This window comes from Pseudomonas knackmussii B13 (assembly GCF_000689415.1).
GTDB lineage: Bacteria > Pseudomonadota > Gammaproteobacteria > Pseudomonadales > Pseudomonadaceae > Pseudomonas > Pseudomonas knackmussii.
On the sequence record NZ_HG322950.1, the window covers coordinates 2577684 to 2592707 of the forward strand.

The window sequence follows — 15024 nt, forward strand, 5'->3', positions numbered from 1 at the left end:
AGCTCAATGAAATGGCGCATCGAGCTTGGGGCGTGAGTTGAATCGCAGTTCATTCGGTGCGCTTTTTTGAAAGCTGGAGATAGTTGCCTCTGGAGCTGTAAGGCGCTTTGCAGTGAGTTCAGATAAGGCTGTACGAAATGTCGTAAGCATTCGATGCCAGGGATCGTCACTCCCTCGTCGTCCCCGCAAACGCGGGACGCAGCTCCGTAGGGGGATCACCCAGAAGACAGCGCCTCAATCCACCATCCGTCGCCACGCTTCCATCGGTGCTTGAGTTTGTTCGTTTTGTGATCAATAAATATCGTTATGAGATTTTAGTCTCACGAAACGCTCCGGACTCAAACTCGCCAAGGGAGCCGCGCATGGCGCTGATCTACCCGGAATCCAAGCATGGGCACCTCGAAGGGTTGCAACCGGAGGCGGGGCGATGAGTCCGTCGAACCTGCGCCAACAGCAGAAGCAGCGCACCCGCCAGGCGCTCTTGCAGGCGGCGGCCACGTTGCTCAGCCAGGGCGGACGGCCGACCCTGGAGGAGGTCGCGGCACAGGCGATGGTTTCGCGGGCCACGGCCTATCGCTATTTCCCGAAGATCGAGACGCTTTACCTGGAGGCTTCCATCGATGTGGATACGCCCCAGGCCGAGCAGGTGCTCGCCGGGGTTTCCGGTCGCGATGCGGTGGCTCGCTTGCGGCGGGTCGACGATGCGCTGGATGCCATGTCGCGGGCCAACGAGGTCGCCTTGCGCATGATGCTCGCGCAGTCACTGGAGCTGAGCGCGCGGGGTGAGTCCGATGCCGTGCTGCCGGTTCGGCAGAACCGCCGCACGCCCTTGATCGATGCCGCACTGGAGCCGCTGTCCGCGCGCTTCACCCCGGCGGCGCTGAAGAACCTCAGGCATGCCTTGGCCCTGGTGATGGGGCCGGAGGCGATGATCGTGTTCAAGGATGTCTTGCAACTCGACGATGCCGAGGCCCGCCGGGTCAGGCGCTGGGCTATCCGCGCACTGGTCCGGGCGGTCGATCCGCAATCCCGATAGAGGAGGGCAGTTGATGAAACCCCACGTCCAGGCATCCTGCGCGGCGGCGTTGCTCGCCGCCTGTTCCGCCGGCCTCGCGGCCGACCCGGCGCCAACCGAGTCCAGCGATCCGGTCCAGCGTGGCCGCTACCTGGTGCGCATCGCCGGCTGCAACGATTGCCACACGCCGAACTACGCTCCGTCGCTGGGGCAGGTCGACGAGAAGCTCTGGCTCACCGGCGACCGCCTCGGCTGGTCCGGCCCCTGGGGCACGACCTACGCGACCAACCTGCGCCTGCGCCTGGCCGGCCTGAGCGAAGAGCAGTGGCTGCACCTGGTGCGCAACATGCAGCCGCGGCCGCCAATGCCCTGGTTCAACCTGCGTTCGATGAGCGAAGCCGACCTCAAGGCGATCTATGCGTACACGCGGGCGATGGGGGCGGCGGGGGAACCCGCGCCGGCCTTTGTGCCGCCCGGCAGTGCGCCGACGGGGCCGGTGGTGCGTTTCCCGTAAAAGTGCGAGTGCAGAAACATCGAGCCCGGCGCTGGGCCGGGCTCGAGGGCGTCACTGGGCGGTGTAGATCTGGTCGAACACGCCGCCGTCGGCGAAGTGGGTCTTCTGGATGCTCGGCCAGTCGCCGAAGGTCTGGTTCACGTTGAAGAAGTCCACCTTCGGGAAGCGGTCGGCGTACTGCGCGAGCACCTGCGGGTTGCGCGGGCGCAGGTAGTTCTCGGCGGCGATGCGCTGGCCTTCGTCGGACCACAGGTATTTCAGGTAGGCCTCGGCTTCGGCGCGGGTGCCTTTCTTGTCGACCACCTTGTCGACTACGGCTACCGGCGGCTCGGCTTCGGCGGAGACGCTCGGGTAGATCACCTCGAAGCCGCCACGGCCGAATTCGCGGGCGATCATCTCGGCCTCGTTCTCGAAGGTCACCAGCACGTCGCCGATCTGGTTCTGCATGAAGGTGGTGGTGGCGGCGCGGCCGCCGGTGTCCAGCACCGGGACGTGCTTGAACAGCTGGCCGACGAACTCCTTCGCCTTGGCTTCATCGCCGCCGTGCTTGAGCGAGTAGCCCCAGGCCGAGAGGTAGGTGTAGCGGCCGTTGCCCGAGGTCTTCGGGTTGGGCACCACGACCTGCACGCCGTCCTTGAGCAGGTCCGGCCAGTCGTGCAGGCCCTTGGGGTTGCCCTTGCGGACGATGAACACGGTGGCCGAGGTGAAGGGTGCACTGTCGTTCGGCAGGCGGGTCGCCCAGTCCTTCGGGACCAGGCCGCCGTTGTCGGCGAGGGCGTTGATGTCGGTGGCCATGTTCATGGTGATGACGTCGGCGGGCAGGCCGTCGATCACTGCGCGCGCCTGCTTGCTCGAGCCGCCGTGGGACATCTGGAGGGTCAGCGGCTTGCCGCCTTCGGCCTGCCAGTGCTTGAGGAAGGCGGCGTTGTAGTCCTTGTAGAAGTCGCGCATCACGTCATAGGAGGCGTTGAGCAGCGACGCGGCCTGGACGCTGCCGGCCAGGGCAAGGCTGGCGAGGGCGGCGAGGGGCAGTAGGCGTTTCATCGGAGATCCTTCTGGGGGTTGAGCAACGCCGGACTATAGGCGTTTCTCTTTATTCGATAAAAGAATCATTTGTTGGGTGCTTATGCATTAAACGCAAAACCTGAATATTCATTAATGATCTAACAAAATAATTATTTATTCGTTCTAATTCTTTTCGTTTCTGCGCATAGTGGCTCCCACAACGACCCGCAAGGAACGGAATCATGAGCCAGCTCCACAATCCCCATAGCGACGCCGATACGCCGCAGCCCCTGTGGCGCGGCCGTCGGCAACGCTGAGGAGCGGCCATGCACGTCGTCCTCCTTTCCGGCAGCCCTGCGTCGCGTTCGCGCACCGAGCTGCTGCTCGACCATGTCGCCCAGCGCCTGCAAGCGCAACGACTGGAAGTGAGCGTAATCCGCCTGCGTGATTTCCCCGCGCAGGACCTGCTCCACGCGGACTTCGCCAGCGAAGCGGTGCGGCACCTGCAGAAGCTGGTGGCGAGCGCCGATGGCCTGGTGGTGGCTACCCCGGTGTACAAGGCTTCCTTCTCCGGCGCGCTCAAGGTGCTGCTCGACCTGCTCCCGGAACGGGCCCTGGCGCACAAGGTGATCCTGCCCCTGGCCAGCGGCGGCAGCCCCGCGCACCTGTTGGCGGTGGACTACGCGCTGAAACCGGTGCTGGGTGCGCTCAAGGCGCAGGAAATCCTGCCCGGCGTGTTCGGCGTCGACAAGCAGATCGCCTACGCCGAAGGCGCGCAGCCCGCGCGCATCGATGACGAATTGCGCGAACGCCTGGACGAGTCGGTCGAGCAGCTGCTCGCCGCCCTGGCGCGTCGCCCCGGATCGATCGATCCGCACGTATTGAACGACCGGCTGGTGAAGGCCCGCTGGAGTATCTGATCCACCGAAATCCGTCCTTACTCGCCCGCCAACGGGCCAGCAGGCACGCACACACTCAATAGCAAAGGAGGTCGCCATGGGCGCCAACACTTTGCGCCGGAGTCTGCTCGCCCTGCTTACCGCGGCGATCTCCTACGGCGCCATCTCGCAAGCACAAGCCGATACCCTGCGCATCGGTTACCAGAAGTACGGCACCCTGGTGCTGCTCAAGGCTCGCGGCACGCTGGAGAAGCGCCTGGCCGAGCAGGGAATCCAGGTGCAATGGACCGAATTCCCCGGCGGCCCGCAGCTGCTCGAAGGGCTGAACGTCGGCAGCATCGACTTCGGCGTGACCGGTGAAACCCCGCCGGTGTTCGCCCAGGCCGCCGGTGCAGACCTTGTGTACGTGGCCAACGAGCCGGCGGCGCCGGCCAGCGAGGCCATCCTGCTGCCCAAGGATTCGCCCATCCAATCGGTGAGCGAGCTCAAGGGCAAGAAGGTCGCCCTGAACAAGGGCTCCAACGTGCACTACCTGCTGGTCCGCGCGCTGGAGCAGAACGGCCTGAAGTACAGCGACATCCAGCCGGTCTACCTGCCACCGGCTGATGCCCGCGCCGCCTTCGAGCGAGGCTCGGTGGACGCCTGGGTGATCTGGGAGCCCTACCAGTCGGCCGCCGAGAAGCAGCTCAACGCGCGCACCCTGGTCGATGCCAAGGGCCTGGCGGACAACCACCAGTTCTACCTCGCCACGCGTACCTACGCGAAGGACCATCCGCAAGTGCTGACCACGCTGATCGACGAAGTGCGTTCGGTCGGCGAGTGGTCGAAGCAGAACCCGCAGCAGGTCGCCGATCAGGTTTCCCCGCTGCTCGGCCTATCGCCCGAGATCACCCGCCAGGCAGTCGAACGCCAGGGCTTCGGTGCGCAGTTCATCACCCCCGAGGTGGTGGCCAAGCAGCAGAAGATCGCCGACACCTTCAGCCGCCTGAAGCTGATTCCCAAGCCGCTGAGCATCAAGGACGTGATCTGGACGCCGCCGGCCGGTGCCAAGGTCGCTACCACCCAATGACCGCCCTGTAGGAGCGGACCTTGTCCGCGAATGCCGGAGATCCCGGCGCGATTCGCGGATGAGATCCGCCTACGGCGACAACGACACCAAACGCACACAACGAATCATCGCGCGGCTACGCCACGCCGGCGCGCTCACCTGGAGTTAAAGCGATGAGCCTCAATATCTTCTGGTTCCTTCCCACCCACGGCGACGGCCATTACCTGGGCACCGCCGAGGGCGCCCGCGCCGTCGACCACGGCTACCTGCAGCAGATCGCCCAGGCCGCCGACCGCCTGGGCTTCGGCGGCGTGCTGATCCCGACCGGGCGCTCCTGCGAGGACTCCTGGCTGGTCGCCGCCTCGCTGATCCCGGTTACCCAGCGCCTGAAGTTCCTGGTCGCGCTGCGTCCGGGGATCATTTCGCCGACTGTGGCCGCACGCCAGGCCTCGACCCTGGACCGCCTATCCAACGGCCGCGCGCTGTTCAACCTGGTCACCGGCGGCGACCCGGACGAGCTGGCCGGAGACGGCCTGCACCTGAGCCATGAGGAGCGCTACGAGGCCTCCGTCGAATTCACCCGCATCTGGCGCCGCGTGCTGGAAGGCGAGACCGTCGACTACGATGGCAAGCACATCCAGGTGAAGGGCGCCAAGCTGCTCTATCCGCCGATCCAGCAACCGCGCCCGCCGTTGTACTTCGGCGGTTCTTCCGAGGCCGCCCAGGACCTCGCCGCCGAGCAGGTCGAGCTGTACCTGACCTGGGGCGAGCCGCCGGCCGCGGTGGCCGAGAAGATCGCCCAGGTGCGCGAGAAGGCCGCTCGGCAGGGCCGCAGCGTGCGCTTCGGCATCCGCCTGCACGTGATCGTCCGCGAAACCAACGAGGAAGCCTGGAAGGCCGCCGACCGCCTGATCAGCCACCTCGACCAGGACACCATCGACCGCGCCCAGGCCTCCCTGGCGCGCTTCGACTCCGTGGGCCAACAACGCATGGCCGCCCTGCACGGCGGCAAGAAGGACAACCTGGAAGTCTCGCCGAACCTCTGGGCCGGGGTCGGCCTGGTGCGCGGCGGCGCCGGCACCGCACTGGTCGGCGATGGCCCGACGGTGGCCGCGCGGGTCAAGGAGTACGCCGACCTGGGCATCGACACCTTCATCTTCTCCGGCTACCCGCACCTGGAGGAGTCCTACCGGGTCGCCGAGCTGTTGTTCCCGCACCTCGACGTCGCCCGCCCGGCGCAGCCGGAGGGCCGCGGCTACATCAGCCCCTTCGGCGAGATGATCGCCGACGACATCCTGCCCAAGGCGGCAGCGGCGAGCTGAAAACGATGGCCCCCGTTGGGGCGCGGCGGATAACCGCGAACGGTTATCCGCCTTGCGAAGGATTCGGAGAGTTGCAATGAGCGTTTCCAATCGATTGGCCCGGCGCCTCGCGCCCTGGGCCTTGCCGGTAGCGCTGCTGCTGGCCTGGCAGGTGGCGGTGGAAGGGGGCTTCCTCTCCACGCGCATCCTGCCGGCGCCCAGCGCGGTGTTCGAGGCCGGCTATCAGCTGGTGAAGAGCGGCGAGCTCTGGCAGCACCTGGCGATCAGCACCTGGCGTGCGGCCCTCGGCTTCCTGATCGGCGGCTCCATCGGCCTGAGCCTGGGGCTCATCACCGGCCTGTCGAAGTGGGGCGAGCGCCTCCTCGACAGCTCGGTGCAGATGATCCGCAACGTGCCGCACCTGGCGCTGATCCCGCTGGTGATCCTGTGGTTCGGCATCGACGAGTCGGCGAAGATCTTCCTGGTTGCCCTCGGCACCCTGTTCCCGATCTACCTCAACACCTACCACGGCATCCGCAACATCGACCCGGGCCTGCTGGAGATGGCGCGCAGCTACGGGCTGTCGGGCTTCGGGCTGTTCCGCCAGGTGATCCTGCCCGGCGCGCTGCCGTCGATCCTGGTCGGCGTGCGTTTCGCCCTGGGCTTCATGTGGTTGACCTTGATAGTCGCCGAGACCATTTCCGCCGGTTCCGGCATCGGCTACCTGGCGATGAATGCCCGCGAGTTCCTGCAGACCGACGTGGTGGTCCTGGCGATCCTGCTCTACGCGGTCCTGGGCAAGCTCGCCGACCTCGCCGCGCGCGGCCTGGAACGCGTCTGGCTGCGCTGGCACCCGGCCTATCAGCACAAGGGAGGTGCGGCATGAACGCGCTGAGCAACCTGGCGCCGAACACGCCGCAACAGCTCAAGCAGGGCATCCCGCTGGCGCTCGAAGGCGTGGTCAAGCGCTTCGGTGAGCGCGAGGTGCTCAAGGGCATCGACCTGCGCATCCCTGCCGGGCAATTCGTCGCCATCGTCGGCCGCAGCGGCTGCGGCAAGAGCACCTTGCTGCGCCTGCTGGCCGGCCTGGATGCGCCCAGCGAGGGCCAACTGCTGGTCGGTGCTGCGCCGCTGGAAGACGCCCGCGAAGGCACCCGCCTGATGTTCCAGGACTCGCGCCTGCTGCCGTGGAAACGAGTGATCGACAACGTCGGCCTCGGCCTGAAGGGCGACTGGCGCCCGCAGGCCCTGGAAGCGCTGCAGGCGGTCGGCCTGGCCGACCGCGCCGGCGAGTGGCCGGCGAGCCTGTCCGGCGGGCAGAAGCAGCGCGTGGCCCTGGCTCGCGCGCTGATCCACCGGCCGCGCCTGCTGCTGCTCGATGAGCCGCTGGGCGCGCTGGATGCGCTGACCCGCATCGAGATGCAGCAACTGATCGAACGCCTCTGGCAACAGCACGGTTTCAGCGTGCTGCTGGTGACCCACGATGTCGCCGAGGCGGTGGCCGTGGCCGACCGCGTGATCCTCATCGAGGACGGCGAGATCGGCCTGGACCTGGCCGTCGACCTGCCGCGCCCGCGTTCGCGTGGCTCGGCGCGCCTGGCTGCGCTCGAGGCCGAAGTGCTCGACCGCGTGCTGTCGCTACCGCCGCTGCCGCCCGAGCCGGAACCCGTATCCCCCCTGCCCACGCAATTGCGCTGGGCGCTCTGAAGCCCTCATCCGTGCAAGACCCATTCCCCCAAGGAGAAACGCCATGACCATCAAAGCCATCAACGTCCGCAACCAGTTCAAGGGCACCATCAAGGAAATCGTGATCGGCGACGTACTGTCGGAAATCGACGTGCAAACCGCCGCCGGCGTGGTCACCTCGGTGATCACCACTCGCTCGGTACGCGAGCTGGAACTGCAGGTAGGCAGCGAAGTGATCGCCTTCGTGAAGTCGACCGAAGTGTCCATCGCCAAGCTGTGATCGGCAGCGGTTATCGCAAGCCACGCCCCGGACGGGTTTCGCCGTTCCGGGGCGTGTTCGCTTCGGCCCTCAGTATCGCCAGAGGTGCCTGACTTCTTCCCATTGCTCGTCGGACAGCCATTCTTCGGCCATCGGGAAGAAGATGTTCTCCTCGCCATCCATGTGGTCGAAATACTTGCCGAGGAAGTCTTCGACGATCGCCGCGATCTCCCGTGGGCTGTGGCCGGAGCCTTCCAATGCACGCAGCTGCGTGGCGATGCGTTCGAAGGCCAGGTGATCGCGCTCGATATCCTTCACCCGCGGGTGGATAGGCGCATCGGTGCGCAGCAGGGCGCGGCGGATCAGCTCTTCGTTCTCGTGGTGCAGCATCTCGGGGACGCCGTGCAGCGCATCGAGCTGGCGAAACAGCTGCTTGCAGTCGGCGTCGGTGCAGGACGCATCCTTGAGGGCGCCGAGCAGGCCTTTGATTCGATTGATGTGGATGCCGACGTCGTGGTGATACTCGTGCAGGTCGCGCAGCAGGCGATTCATGATCGATCCTCGGGAGTGGATTCGCACCTCCCACCGTATCGTCGATAGCGGCTTCGAGTGCCGGGCTTGCGGCCATGCCAGCGATGCGAAGGACATGCGAATCGCCTGTGAAAGATGGCGCGTCCTGCGCATTCAGTGGGCTGATGCAAGTATAGTTCCGCCCTCGGCCTCGCCGGCGGATCGCCAGGCCGCGCCGCCGAGTGGCCGATTCGCAGGGGAGCCCGCATGACCGACAGCCTTCGACCGCAAGACCAGTGGATCGCCACACCCGGCGGTCGCCTGTTCGCCCGGCGCTGGCCAGGCGCGAATGCCGTGGCGGCGCCCATCGTGCTGTTCCACGACTCCCTGGGATGCGTCGAACTCTGGCGCGACTTTCCCGAACGGCTCGCCGCCGCCACCGGGCGCACGGTGATCGCCTACGACCGCCTGGGCTTCGGCCGCTCGGATGCACATCCCGGCCTACTGTCGACCCGCTTCATCGGCGAGGAGGCGGCGCAGTTCTTCCCGCTGCTGTGCGAGCAGTTGGGCATCGACGACTTCATCGCCTTCGGTCACAGCGTCGGCGGCGCCATGGCCGCGCACTGCGCCGCGCTTTTCCCGCAGCGTTGCCAGGCGCTCGTTACCGAGTCGGCGCAGGCTTTCGTCGAGCAGCGCACGCGCGACGGCATTGCCCAGGCGCGCAATGAATTTGCCAAGCCGGGGCAGCTGGATCGGCTCGTCCGTTACCACGGCGACAAGGCGGCCTGGGTGCTGGCGGCCTGGGCCGAGACCTGGCTGTCGGATGCCTTCGCGCCCTGGACGCTGGCGGCAGGTTCGCCGCAGCTGGAGTGCCCGTTGCTGGTCCTGCACGGCAGCGAGGACGAGTACGGCTCGTCGCGCCATCCGCAGCTGATTGCCGAGCTGGCAGCGGATGCCGAAATGCTGATCCTGCCGCAGCTTCACCACGTGCCGCATCGCGAGCAGCCGGAAACGGTGCTGGCGGCGGTGGCGCGCTTTCTCGCGGCGCGCGGCTGAGTTGCCGGCGCCTCAGGCCGGCGCCAGGCAGGTCTGGTTACGGCCTTGTTGCTTGGCCCGGTAGAGCAGGTGGTCGCAGCAGGCCAGCAGGTCGGCCGGCTGCTGTAGCCCTTCGCTGGAGGAGAGCGCGCCGCCCAGGCTGATGGTCAGGTGGCGCAGCGCGTCCGGTCGATACAGGTGCTCGATGGACAGCGAGGAAACGCGCTCGCGCAGGCGCTCGGCGATGCGCTGCAACTCCTCGCGGCTGGTGACCTGCAGCATCACCACGAACTCCTCGCCGCCGTAGCGGAAAATCTGCGCCTGGCCGTTGCGCAGGGTATCGGCCATGCAACTGGCGACCTCGCACAGGCACTGGTCGCCGGCCGGGTGGCCGTAGTGATCGTTGAACGGCTTGAAATAGTCGATGTCGGCCAGCAGCAGGGCGAACGGCCGGCCGTTCTGCCGCGCCTGCCGCCAGTTCTGCTCCAGTTGCAGGTCCAGGGCGCGGCGGTTGCCGACCTGGGTCAGGGCGTCGGTGGCGGCCAGTTCCTGCAGGCGCAGGTTCAGCGCCGCCAGCTCGCTGCGCTGGCGGCTGCCTTCGAGATCGGCGAGGAAGGCCTGGCGCACGCCGCGGATGTTGGTCCAGCTGATGAACAGGCTGAACAGCGCCACCGGCAGGTAGACCAGGGTGAATACCAGCAGCGCCTTGGGGGCGCCGGCATGGATCAGCGAGACGTTGTAGAGAATGATCGCCGAGATCACCAGCGAGCAGGCCAGGATGCCGCGGAACGAATAGCGCACGCCCAGGTTCCCGAGCAGGATGAACACCACCGAGGCGTAGAGGAAGGTCGGCACGTCCGGCGAGGCGCTGCGTTTGAGCAACTCGAACCAGGCCACCGTCGAGACGATGTCGTGCAGCGGCATCAGCATGTCCATCAGCAGCACGCTGCGGCTGTAGCGGAACACCAGGAAGATGTTCAGCAGGCCGACCAGGCTGAGCCCGCCGCGCAGCAGCAGGGAGGTCAGCGCCATGTCCGGGATCAGCAGCGCGTCGGCGAACACGTAGGAGTCGTAGGCCGCCATGGCGATGAAGTTGATCGCCAGCAGGAAGCCGCGATAGTGCTGCAGGACGTAGGCGGCGAAGGCCGCTCGCTGGTCGTCGGGGATCTGGCCGGTACGGGGGCGGGCAGGGGTTTCAAGGACGGTCATGGAGAAGTGCGTTGCCCGAGTTATGGCCAAGGGCCAGTGTAGGGAGGCGGCCCGCCAGCGTCCAGCCGTCCGGGCCGCCCGGGGCAGTGGATTCAGAGCTCTTCGAACATTTCCCGGCCGATCCGCAGCGCGCTGCCGAAGTCGAGCGACTGGATGCGCTCGTGCAGGCGCTTGAAGTGCTTCGGCCAGGGATGCTGGTGGCGCGCCAGGGCGTCGAAACGGGCGACGGCTTCGAGGTTGCCGGCCTCCAGCAGCATGAGGACTTCGTCGAGCCGCTGGCGCGCCTGCGGCCGGCTCAACGCCGGGCGCTCGCCTGGCGTCGCGAAGGGATCGGGGGGGCTGAACTGCCCCTGCAACTCGAGCACGCTGCTGCCGAGCAACTGGCGCAGTTCCTGGATGCATTGTGGCTCCAGGTTGGCGCGCGGATCTTCGGTGGCGCGTTGCAGCAGTTCGGCCTCCAGCGCCGCGGCGCGCTCGCCGAGCACGCGGGCGCCCATGGTGCCGGCGCTGCCCTTGAGCGTGTGCAGGGTGCCGGCGAGGGTTTCCGCGTCGCCGGCCAACTGCTGCTGTTCCAGGCGCGCGAGGAGCTTTTCCATTTCCGGCTCGAAGGTGCGCAGCACCCGCACGACAAGCTGCTCGTCACCGCCGAAGCGGTCGAGGATCGCTTCGCGGCTTTCCACCAGGCCGGTGGTGCTGGATGCCACGCGCAGTTCGCCGGGGATTGCCGGCGCGCCAAGCTGGGCGAGCAGGCAGCGCACCAGCTGTTCCTTGTCGATCGGCTTGGCGATGTGGTCGTTCATCCCGGCGTCGAGACACGCCTGGCGGTCGGCCTGGGAGGCGTTGGCGGTCATGGCGAGGATCGGCAGCTCGGCGAAGCGGCCGTCCGCGCGGATCCGCCGGGTCGCTTCCAGGCCGTCGATGCCGGGCATCTGCATGTCCATCAGCACCGCATCCGGCGGCGTGGCGACGGCGCAGACCTGGCTCACCCCGGCCAACCCGTCCTCGGCCAGCAGTACGGTGGCGCCTTCGCTGGCCAGCAGCTCGGCGGCGACCTGGCGGGTTAGCGCGTTGTCCTCCACCACCAGCAGGCGCCGTCCGGCCAGCCGCCGCGGCTTCTCCCGCGGCGCAGGGGCGGCGGGCGCGGGCAGCTCGCCGAGCACCTGGCGCACCGAGTCGGCCAGTTGCCGTGGCGTCACCGGCTTGGTCAGGAAGTCCATGAAGGGCGCGCTCGGCCCGTCCTGCTCGTTGGCCAGCACTTCGCGGCCGTAGGCGGTGATCATGATGATGGTCGGCGGCGCCAGCGGGCTGGCCTCGCGCTGGATCTGCCGGGCAGCCTGCAGGCCGTCGAGGTCGGGCATGCGCCAGTCCATCAGCACCACGTCGTAGTCGATGCCCTGCCGCCGTGCCTCGCGGTAATGCAGCACCGCATACAGCCCGCCGCTGACCAGGTCGGCCCGCCAGCCGAGGGCTTCGCAGGTGCGCACCAGCACTTCGCCGGCGCTGGCGTTGTCGTCGGCCACCAGCAGGCGCAGGGGGCGCTGCGGGGCCGTGGCCGGTGCTTTGGCCACGGTCTCGGCAACGACCGGCAGCGGCAGGTCGAACCAGAACCGGCTGCCGACGCCCAGGCGGCTCTCCACCTGCAGCTTGCCACCCATCAGCTCGACCAGGCGCTGGCAGATGAACAGCCCCAGGCCCGTGCCGCCAAAGCGCCGGGTGGTGGAGGCTTCGGCCTGGGTGAAGCTCTCGAAGATGCGCTGCAGCTGTTCTTCGCTGATGCCGATACCGCTGTCGCTGACGGCAATGCGCAGATGCAGGCAGTCGCCCTCGCGGCGCAGCGGGTGGACGCTGACCACCACCTGGCCGCGGCTGGTGAACTTGATGGCGTTGCCGGCGAGGTTGATGAGGATCTGCTGCAGGCGCAGGGCATCGCCGAGCAGGCTGCCGGGCAGTGCCGGATCGAGGTCGAAGAGCACTTCGACATCCTTGTCGCCGAGGTTGCCCGAGAGCACCACGGCGAGATCGCGCAGCAGGGTTTCCGGCTCGAAGGGGTGCAGGTCCAGCTGCAGCTTGCCGGCCTCGATCTTGGAGTAGTCGAGGATGTCGTTGAGCAGGCCGAGCAGGGAGGTGGCGGCGGAGTGCGCCTTGTCCACGTAGTCGCGCTGGCGGGCGTCGAGGTGGGTCTGCTGGGTCAGGTAGAGCATGCCCAGCACGGCGTTCATCGGGGTACGGATCTCGTGGCTCATGTTGGCCAGGAACGACGACTTGGCCGCGTTGGCGGCGTCGGCCTGCTCCTTGGCCAGGCGCAGAGTGGCCTGCATCTCGCGCTCGTGGGTGATGTCGAGGTTGATCCCGGTGACGCGCAGCGGCGTGCCGTCGGCCGCGCGCTCGACCCGCGCGCCGGCCTGGACGTAGCGCACCCGTCCGCTGGGCAGGACGAGGCGGAAGGTCGGCACGTAGGCGCCGCTGCCTTCGACGGCCGCCCACAGGCTGTCGAGGGTGGCCTGGCGATCCTGCGGGTGCAGGCGCTCGCGCCAGTGCTCGAAGTTCAGGCCGGCGCCGGCCAGGCGCGGCGACTGTTCGTAGAGGGCGAACATGTGTTCGTTCCACTGCAGCGAGTCGTCGGCCAGGTCCCAGCTCCAGATGCCCAGGTTGGCCACTTCGGCGGCCAGCGCCAGCTGGTCGCGGGCCGACTTGAGGCGCTCCTCGGCGGCCTTGCGCTCGGTGATGTCGGTGGCGATGCCGAGGTAGCCGGTGAGGCTGCCCTGGTCGTCGCGGATCGCCGTGACCATCAGGTTCACCGGCACGCGCGAGCCGTCCTTGCGCACATAGGTCCACTCGCGCACTTCGGCGCCGTCGCGCTCGGCCGGGCGGGAAAGCACGTGGAAGCCCTCGACCGACTCGTCGAGCTCGCGGCTCAGTTGCGCGGCGCGCAGTTCCAGCTCCTCTTCGACGTGCAGTTTCCTGGGCGTGTGCCGGCCGACCATCTCGTCGGCGCTGTAGCCGAGCAGACGCTCCGCTCCCTGGTTGAAGATGCGGATGTTGCCCTGCACGTCGGTGGCGATGATCGACAGTTCGGAAGCCGAGCGCAGCACGCTGCTCAGCAGCAGGTTCGACTCGTGCAGCTCGGCAGTACGCGCCGCCACCTGCAGTTCGAGGTTGCTGTTGAGTTCGTAGATGCGCGCCTCGGCAGCCTTCTTGGCAGTGATGTCGCGCAGGGTCTTGGAGGCGCCGACGACGTTGCCCTTGCGCCCGCGAATCGGCGCCACGCTGACCGAAACGTCAATCCGCCGGCCGTCCTGGTGCAAACGCTGGGTATCGAAGCTTTGGACGCTTTCGCCACGGGCGACCACGGCGAGGATGCGGCTTTCCTCCTCGGCGGCTTCCTGGGGCACCAGTAGCTGCGCGATGGAGCGGCCGACGGCCTGTTCGGCGCTGTAGCCGAAGAGCTTTTCGGCACCGGCGTTCCAGGTGCTGATCTCGCCGCGCAGGTCGGTGCCGATGATGGCGTCGTTCGAGGATTCGACGATGGCGGCCAGGCGCGCCTGCTGCTCGACGATGTTGTGGCGGCGCCGGCGGCTCACCGAGACCGCGCCGAGCAGGGCGGCGAGCAGCAGGCTGGCGAGGCTGCCGAGGGCGAAGGCCAGCAGCGGCGATACCTGGTGCAGGCGCTGGACGAATGCCGGGTGGGCGCCGAATTCGATCTGCCAGTGCCGGCCGAACACCTCGCGCTGCAGCACCTGGTTGAACAGGCGTGGCGCCTTGGCATCGTCGCTGCCGGTGAAGAAGGTGCGCACCGGGGCGCCTTCGGTGATGTCACTGAGCTGGAAATACACGTCTTCGCTGCTGGGCAGCAGGTTGGCGAGCACTTCGCTCATCAGCAGCGGCGCGTAGCTCCAGCCGAACAATTGGCGTTCGCGCTCGTCGACGCTCGCTGGCGTCACGCCGCCCCGGTAGATCGGCATCAGGAAGAGGAACGACTGCAGGGATTCGCCCGTGGCCTGGACCAGCGTGATCGGCGCGGTCAGGCGTGCCTCGCCGCTGCGCATGGCGGCCACTGCGGCCTGCCGGCGACTGTCGTCGGAGGCGATGTCCAGGCCCACCGCCTGCAGGTTCGAGGCTTGCGGCTCGATGTACTGGATGACGTAGCGCTCGCCCGGATTGGCGCTCAGCTCGCGGATGGCGAAGTCGGGCGCGCCGTCTTCGCGGGCCTGGCGCAGGAAGCTTTCCTCGCGCTCGTGCGGCACCCGGCGGATGAAGCCGAAGCCCCGGGCGCCGACGAACTCGCGCGTGAGGTCGCGAGTCCGGCTGTAGCGCAGGAACAGTGCGCGGCTCATGCCGTCCTCGCCGGCGGTGAGCACCGCGCCACGCGCGCCGCGCAACCCGTACTGGTACAGCGCGATGCGGCTCAGCACGGTGTCGGCCAGGCGTTGCGCCTCCTGCGCCACGGCGCTGGCGGCCTGCTGCTGGTTGCTGTGCTGCAACAGCACGGCGCCCAGCGCGGAGCAGAACATGCCCAGGGCCAGGGCCGCCCAGGCCCAGCGGT

Annotated in this window: 13 protein-coding genes; 9 read left to right on the forward strand and 4 right to left on the reverse strand. The window is 67.7% G+C overall.

All coding sequences use genetic code 11. From position 1 onward, the window contains the following. Positions 1-427 precede the first annotated feature (427 nt). Together PKB_RS12215 and PKB_RS12220 are read left to right on the forward strand one after the other, a co-directional pair. Entirely contained in the window at positions 428-1036 is a 609-nt protein-coding gene (locus tag PKB_RS12215; RefSeq protein ID WP_043252072.1) for a TetR/AcrR family transcriptional regulator, read from the forward strand. 13 nt (positions 1037-1049) lie between these two features. Then, a complete protein-coding gene (locus PKB_RS12220; protein ID WP_043252073.1) occupies positions 1050-1529 on the forward strand; it encodes a hypothetical protein in 480 nt (159 codons plus the stop codon). Between the two features lie 51 nt (positions 1530-1580). On the opposite strand, the gene PKB_RS12225 is transcribed toward PKB_RS12220, so the two are convergent. Further along, on the reverse strand, positions 1581-2573 hold the full coding sequence (locus PKB_RS12225) for a sulfate ABC transporter substrate-binding protein (protein WP_043252075.1): 993 nt from the start codon (positions 2571-2573) through the stop codon (positions 1581-1583). Between the two features lie 287 nt (positions 2574-2860). Between PKB_RS12225 and ssuE the strand changes: the two genes are divergently transcribed. From ssuE to PKB_RS12255, 6 genes are all read left to right on the forward strand, one after another. Beyond that, positions 2861-3454, forward strand: coding sequence for an NADPH-dependent FMN reductase (gene ssuE, locus PKB_RS12230; protein WP_043252076.1), 594 nt, complete (start codon positions 2861-2863; stop codon positions 3452-3454). 76 nt (positions 3455-3530) lie between these two features. Then, the gene (locus PKB_RS12235) at positions 3531-4502 is read left to right on the forward strand and encodes a sulfonate ABC transporter substrate-binding protein (protein WP_043252079.1); all 972 of its coding nucleotides are present in this window, start codon (positions 3531-3533) and stop codon (positions 4500-4502) included. Between the two features lie 152 nt (positions 4503-4654). Next, a complete protein-coding gene (ssuD, locus tag PKB_RS12240) occupies positions 4655-5803 on the forward strand; it encodes an FMNH2-dependent alkanesulfonate monooxygenase (RefSeq protein WP_043252081.1) in 1149 nt (382 codons plus the stop codon). 76 nt (positions 5804-5879) lie between these two features. Continuing rightward, the gene (gene ssuC, locus PKB_RS12245) at positions 5880-6668 is read left to right on the forward strand and encodes an aliphatic sulfonate ABC transporter permease SsuC (protein ID WP_043252083.1); all 789 of its coding nucleotides are present in this window, start codon (positions 5880-5882) and stop codon (positions 6666-6668) included. Next, positions 6665-7489: an aliphatic sulfonates ABC transporter ATP-binding protein gene (gene ssuB, locus PKB_RS12250; protein WP_043252085.1), complete on the forward strand. Its 825-nt coding sequence runs from the start codon at positions 6665-6667 to the stop codon at positions 7487-7489. Before ssuC ends, ssuB begins: the two co-directional genes overlap by 4 nt. A 43-nt stretch (positions 7490-7532) precedes the next feature. Continuing rightward, complete coding sequence (locus tag PKB_RS12255; protein ID WP_043252087.1) at positions 7533-7748, forward strand: TOBE domain-containing protein; 216 nt, start codon at positions 7533-7535, stop codon at positions 7746-7748. Between the two features lie 69 nt (positions 7749-7817). On the opposite strand, the gene PKB_RS12260 is transcribed toward PKB_RS12255, so the two are convergent. Continuing rightward, positions 7818-8279, reverse strand: a complete 462-nt coding sequence (locus tag PKB_RS12260) for a hemerythrin domain-containing protein (protein WP_043252089.1) — start codon at positions 8277-8279, stop codon at positions 7818-7820. 225 nt (positions 8280-8504) lie between these two features. Here PKB_RS12260 and PKB_RS12265 point away from each other — a divergent pair, with 225 nt between their 5' ends. Then, positions 8505-9293 (forward strand): alpha/beta fold hydrolase, encoded by a 789-nt coding sequence (locus PKB_RS12265; protein ID WP_043252091.1) that lies wholly within the window; start codon positions 8505-8507, stop codon positions 9291-9293. Positions 9294-9305: 12 nt separating this feature from the next. On the opposite strand, the gene PKB_RS12270 is transcribed toward PKB_RS12265, so the two are convergent. Further along, positions 9306-10481, reverse strand: coding sequence for a GGDEF domain-containing protein (locus PKB_RS12270; RefSeq protein WP_043252092.1), 1176 nt, complete (start codon positions 10479-10481; stop codon positions 9306-9308). A gap of 92 nt (positions 10482-10573) precedes the next feature. Then, positions 10574-14992, reverse strand: coding sequence for a PAS domain-containing hybrid sensor histidine kinase/response regulator (locus tag PKB_RS12275; RefSeq protein WP_084166793.1), 4419 nt, complete (start codon positions 14990-14992; stop codon positions 10574-10576). Positions 14993-15024: the final 32 nt, after the last annotated feature.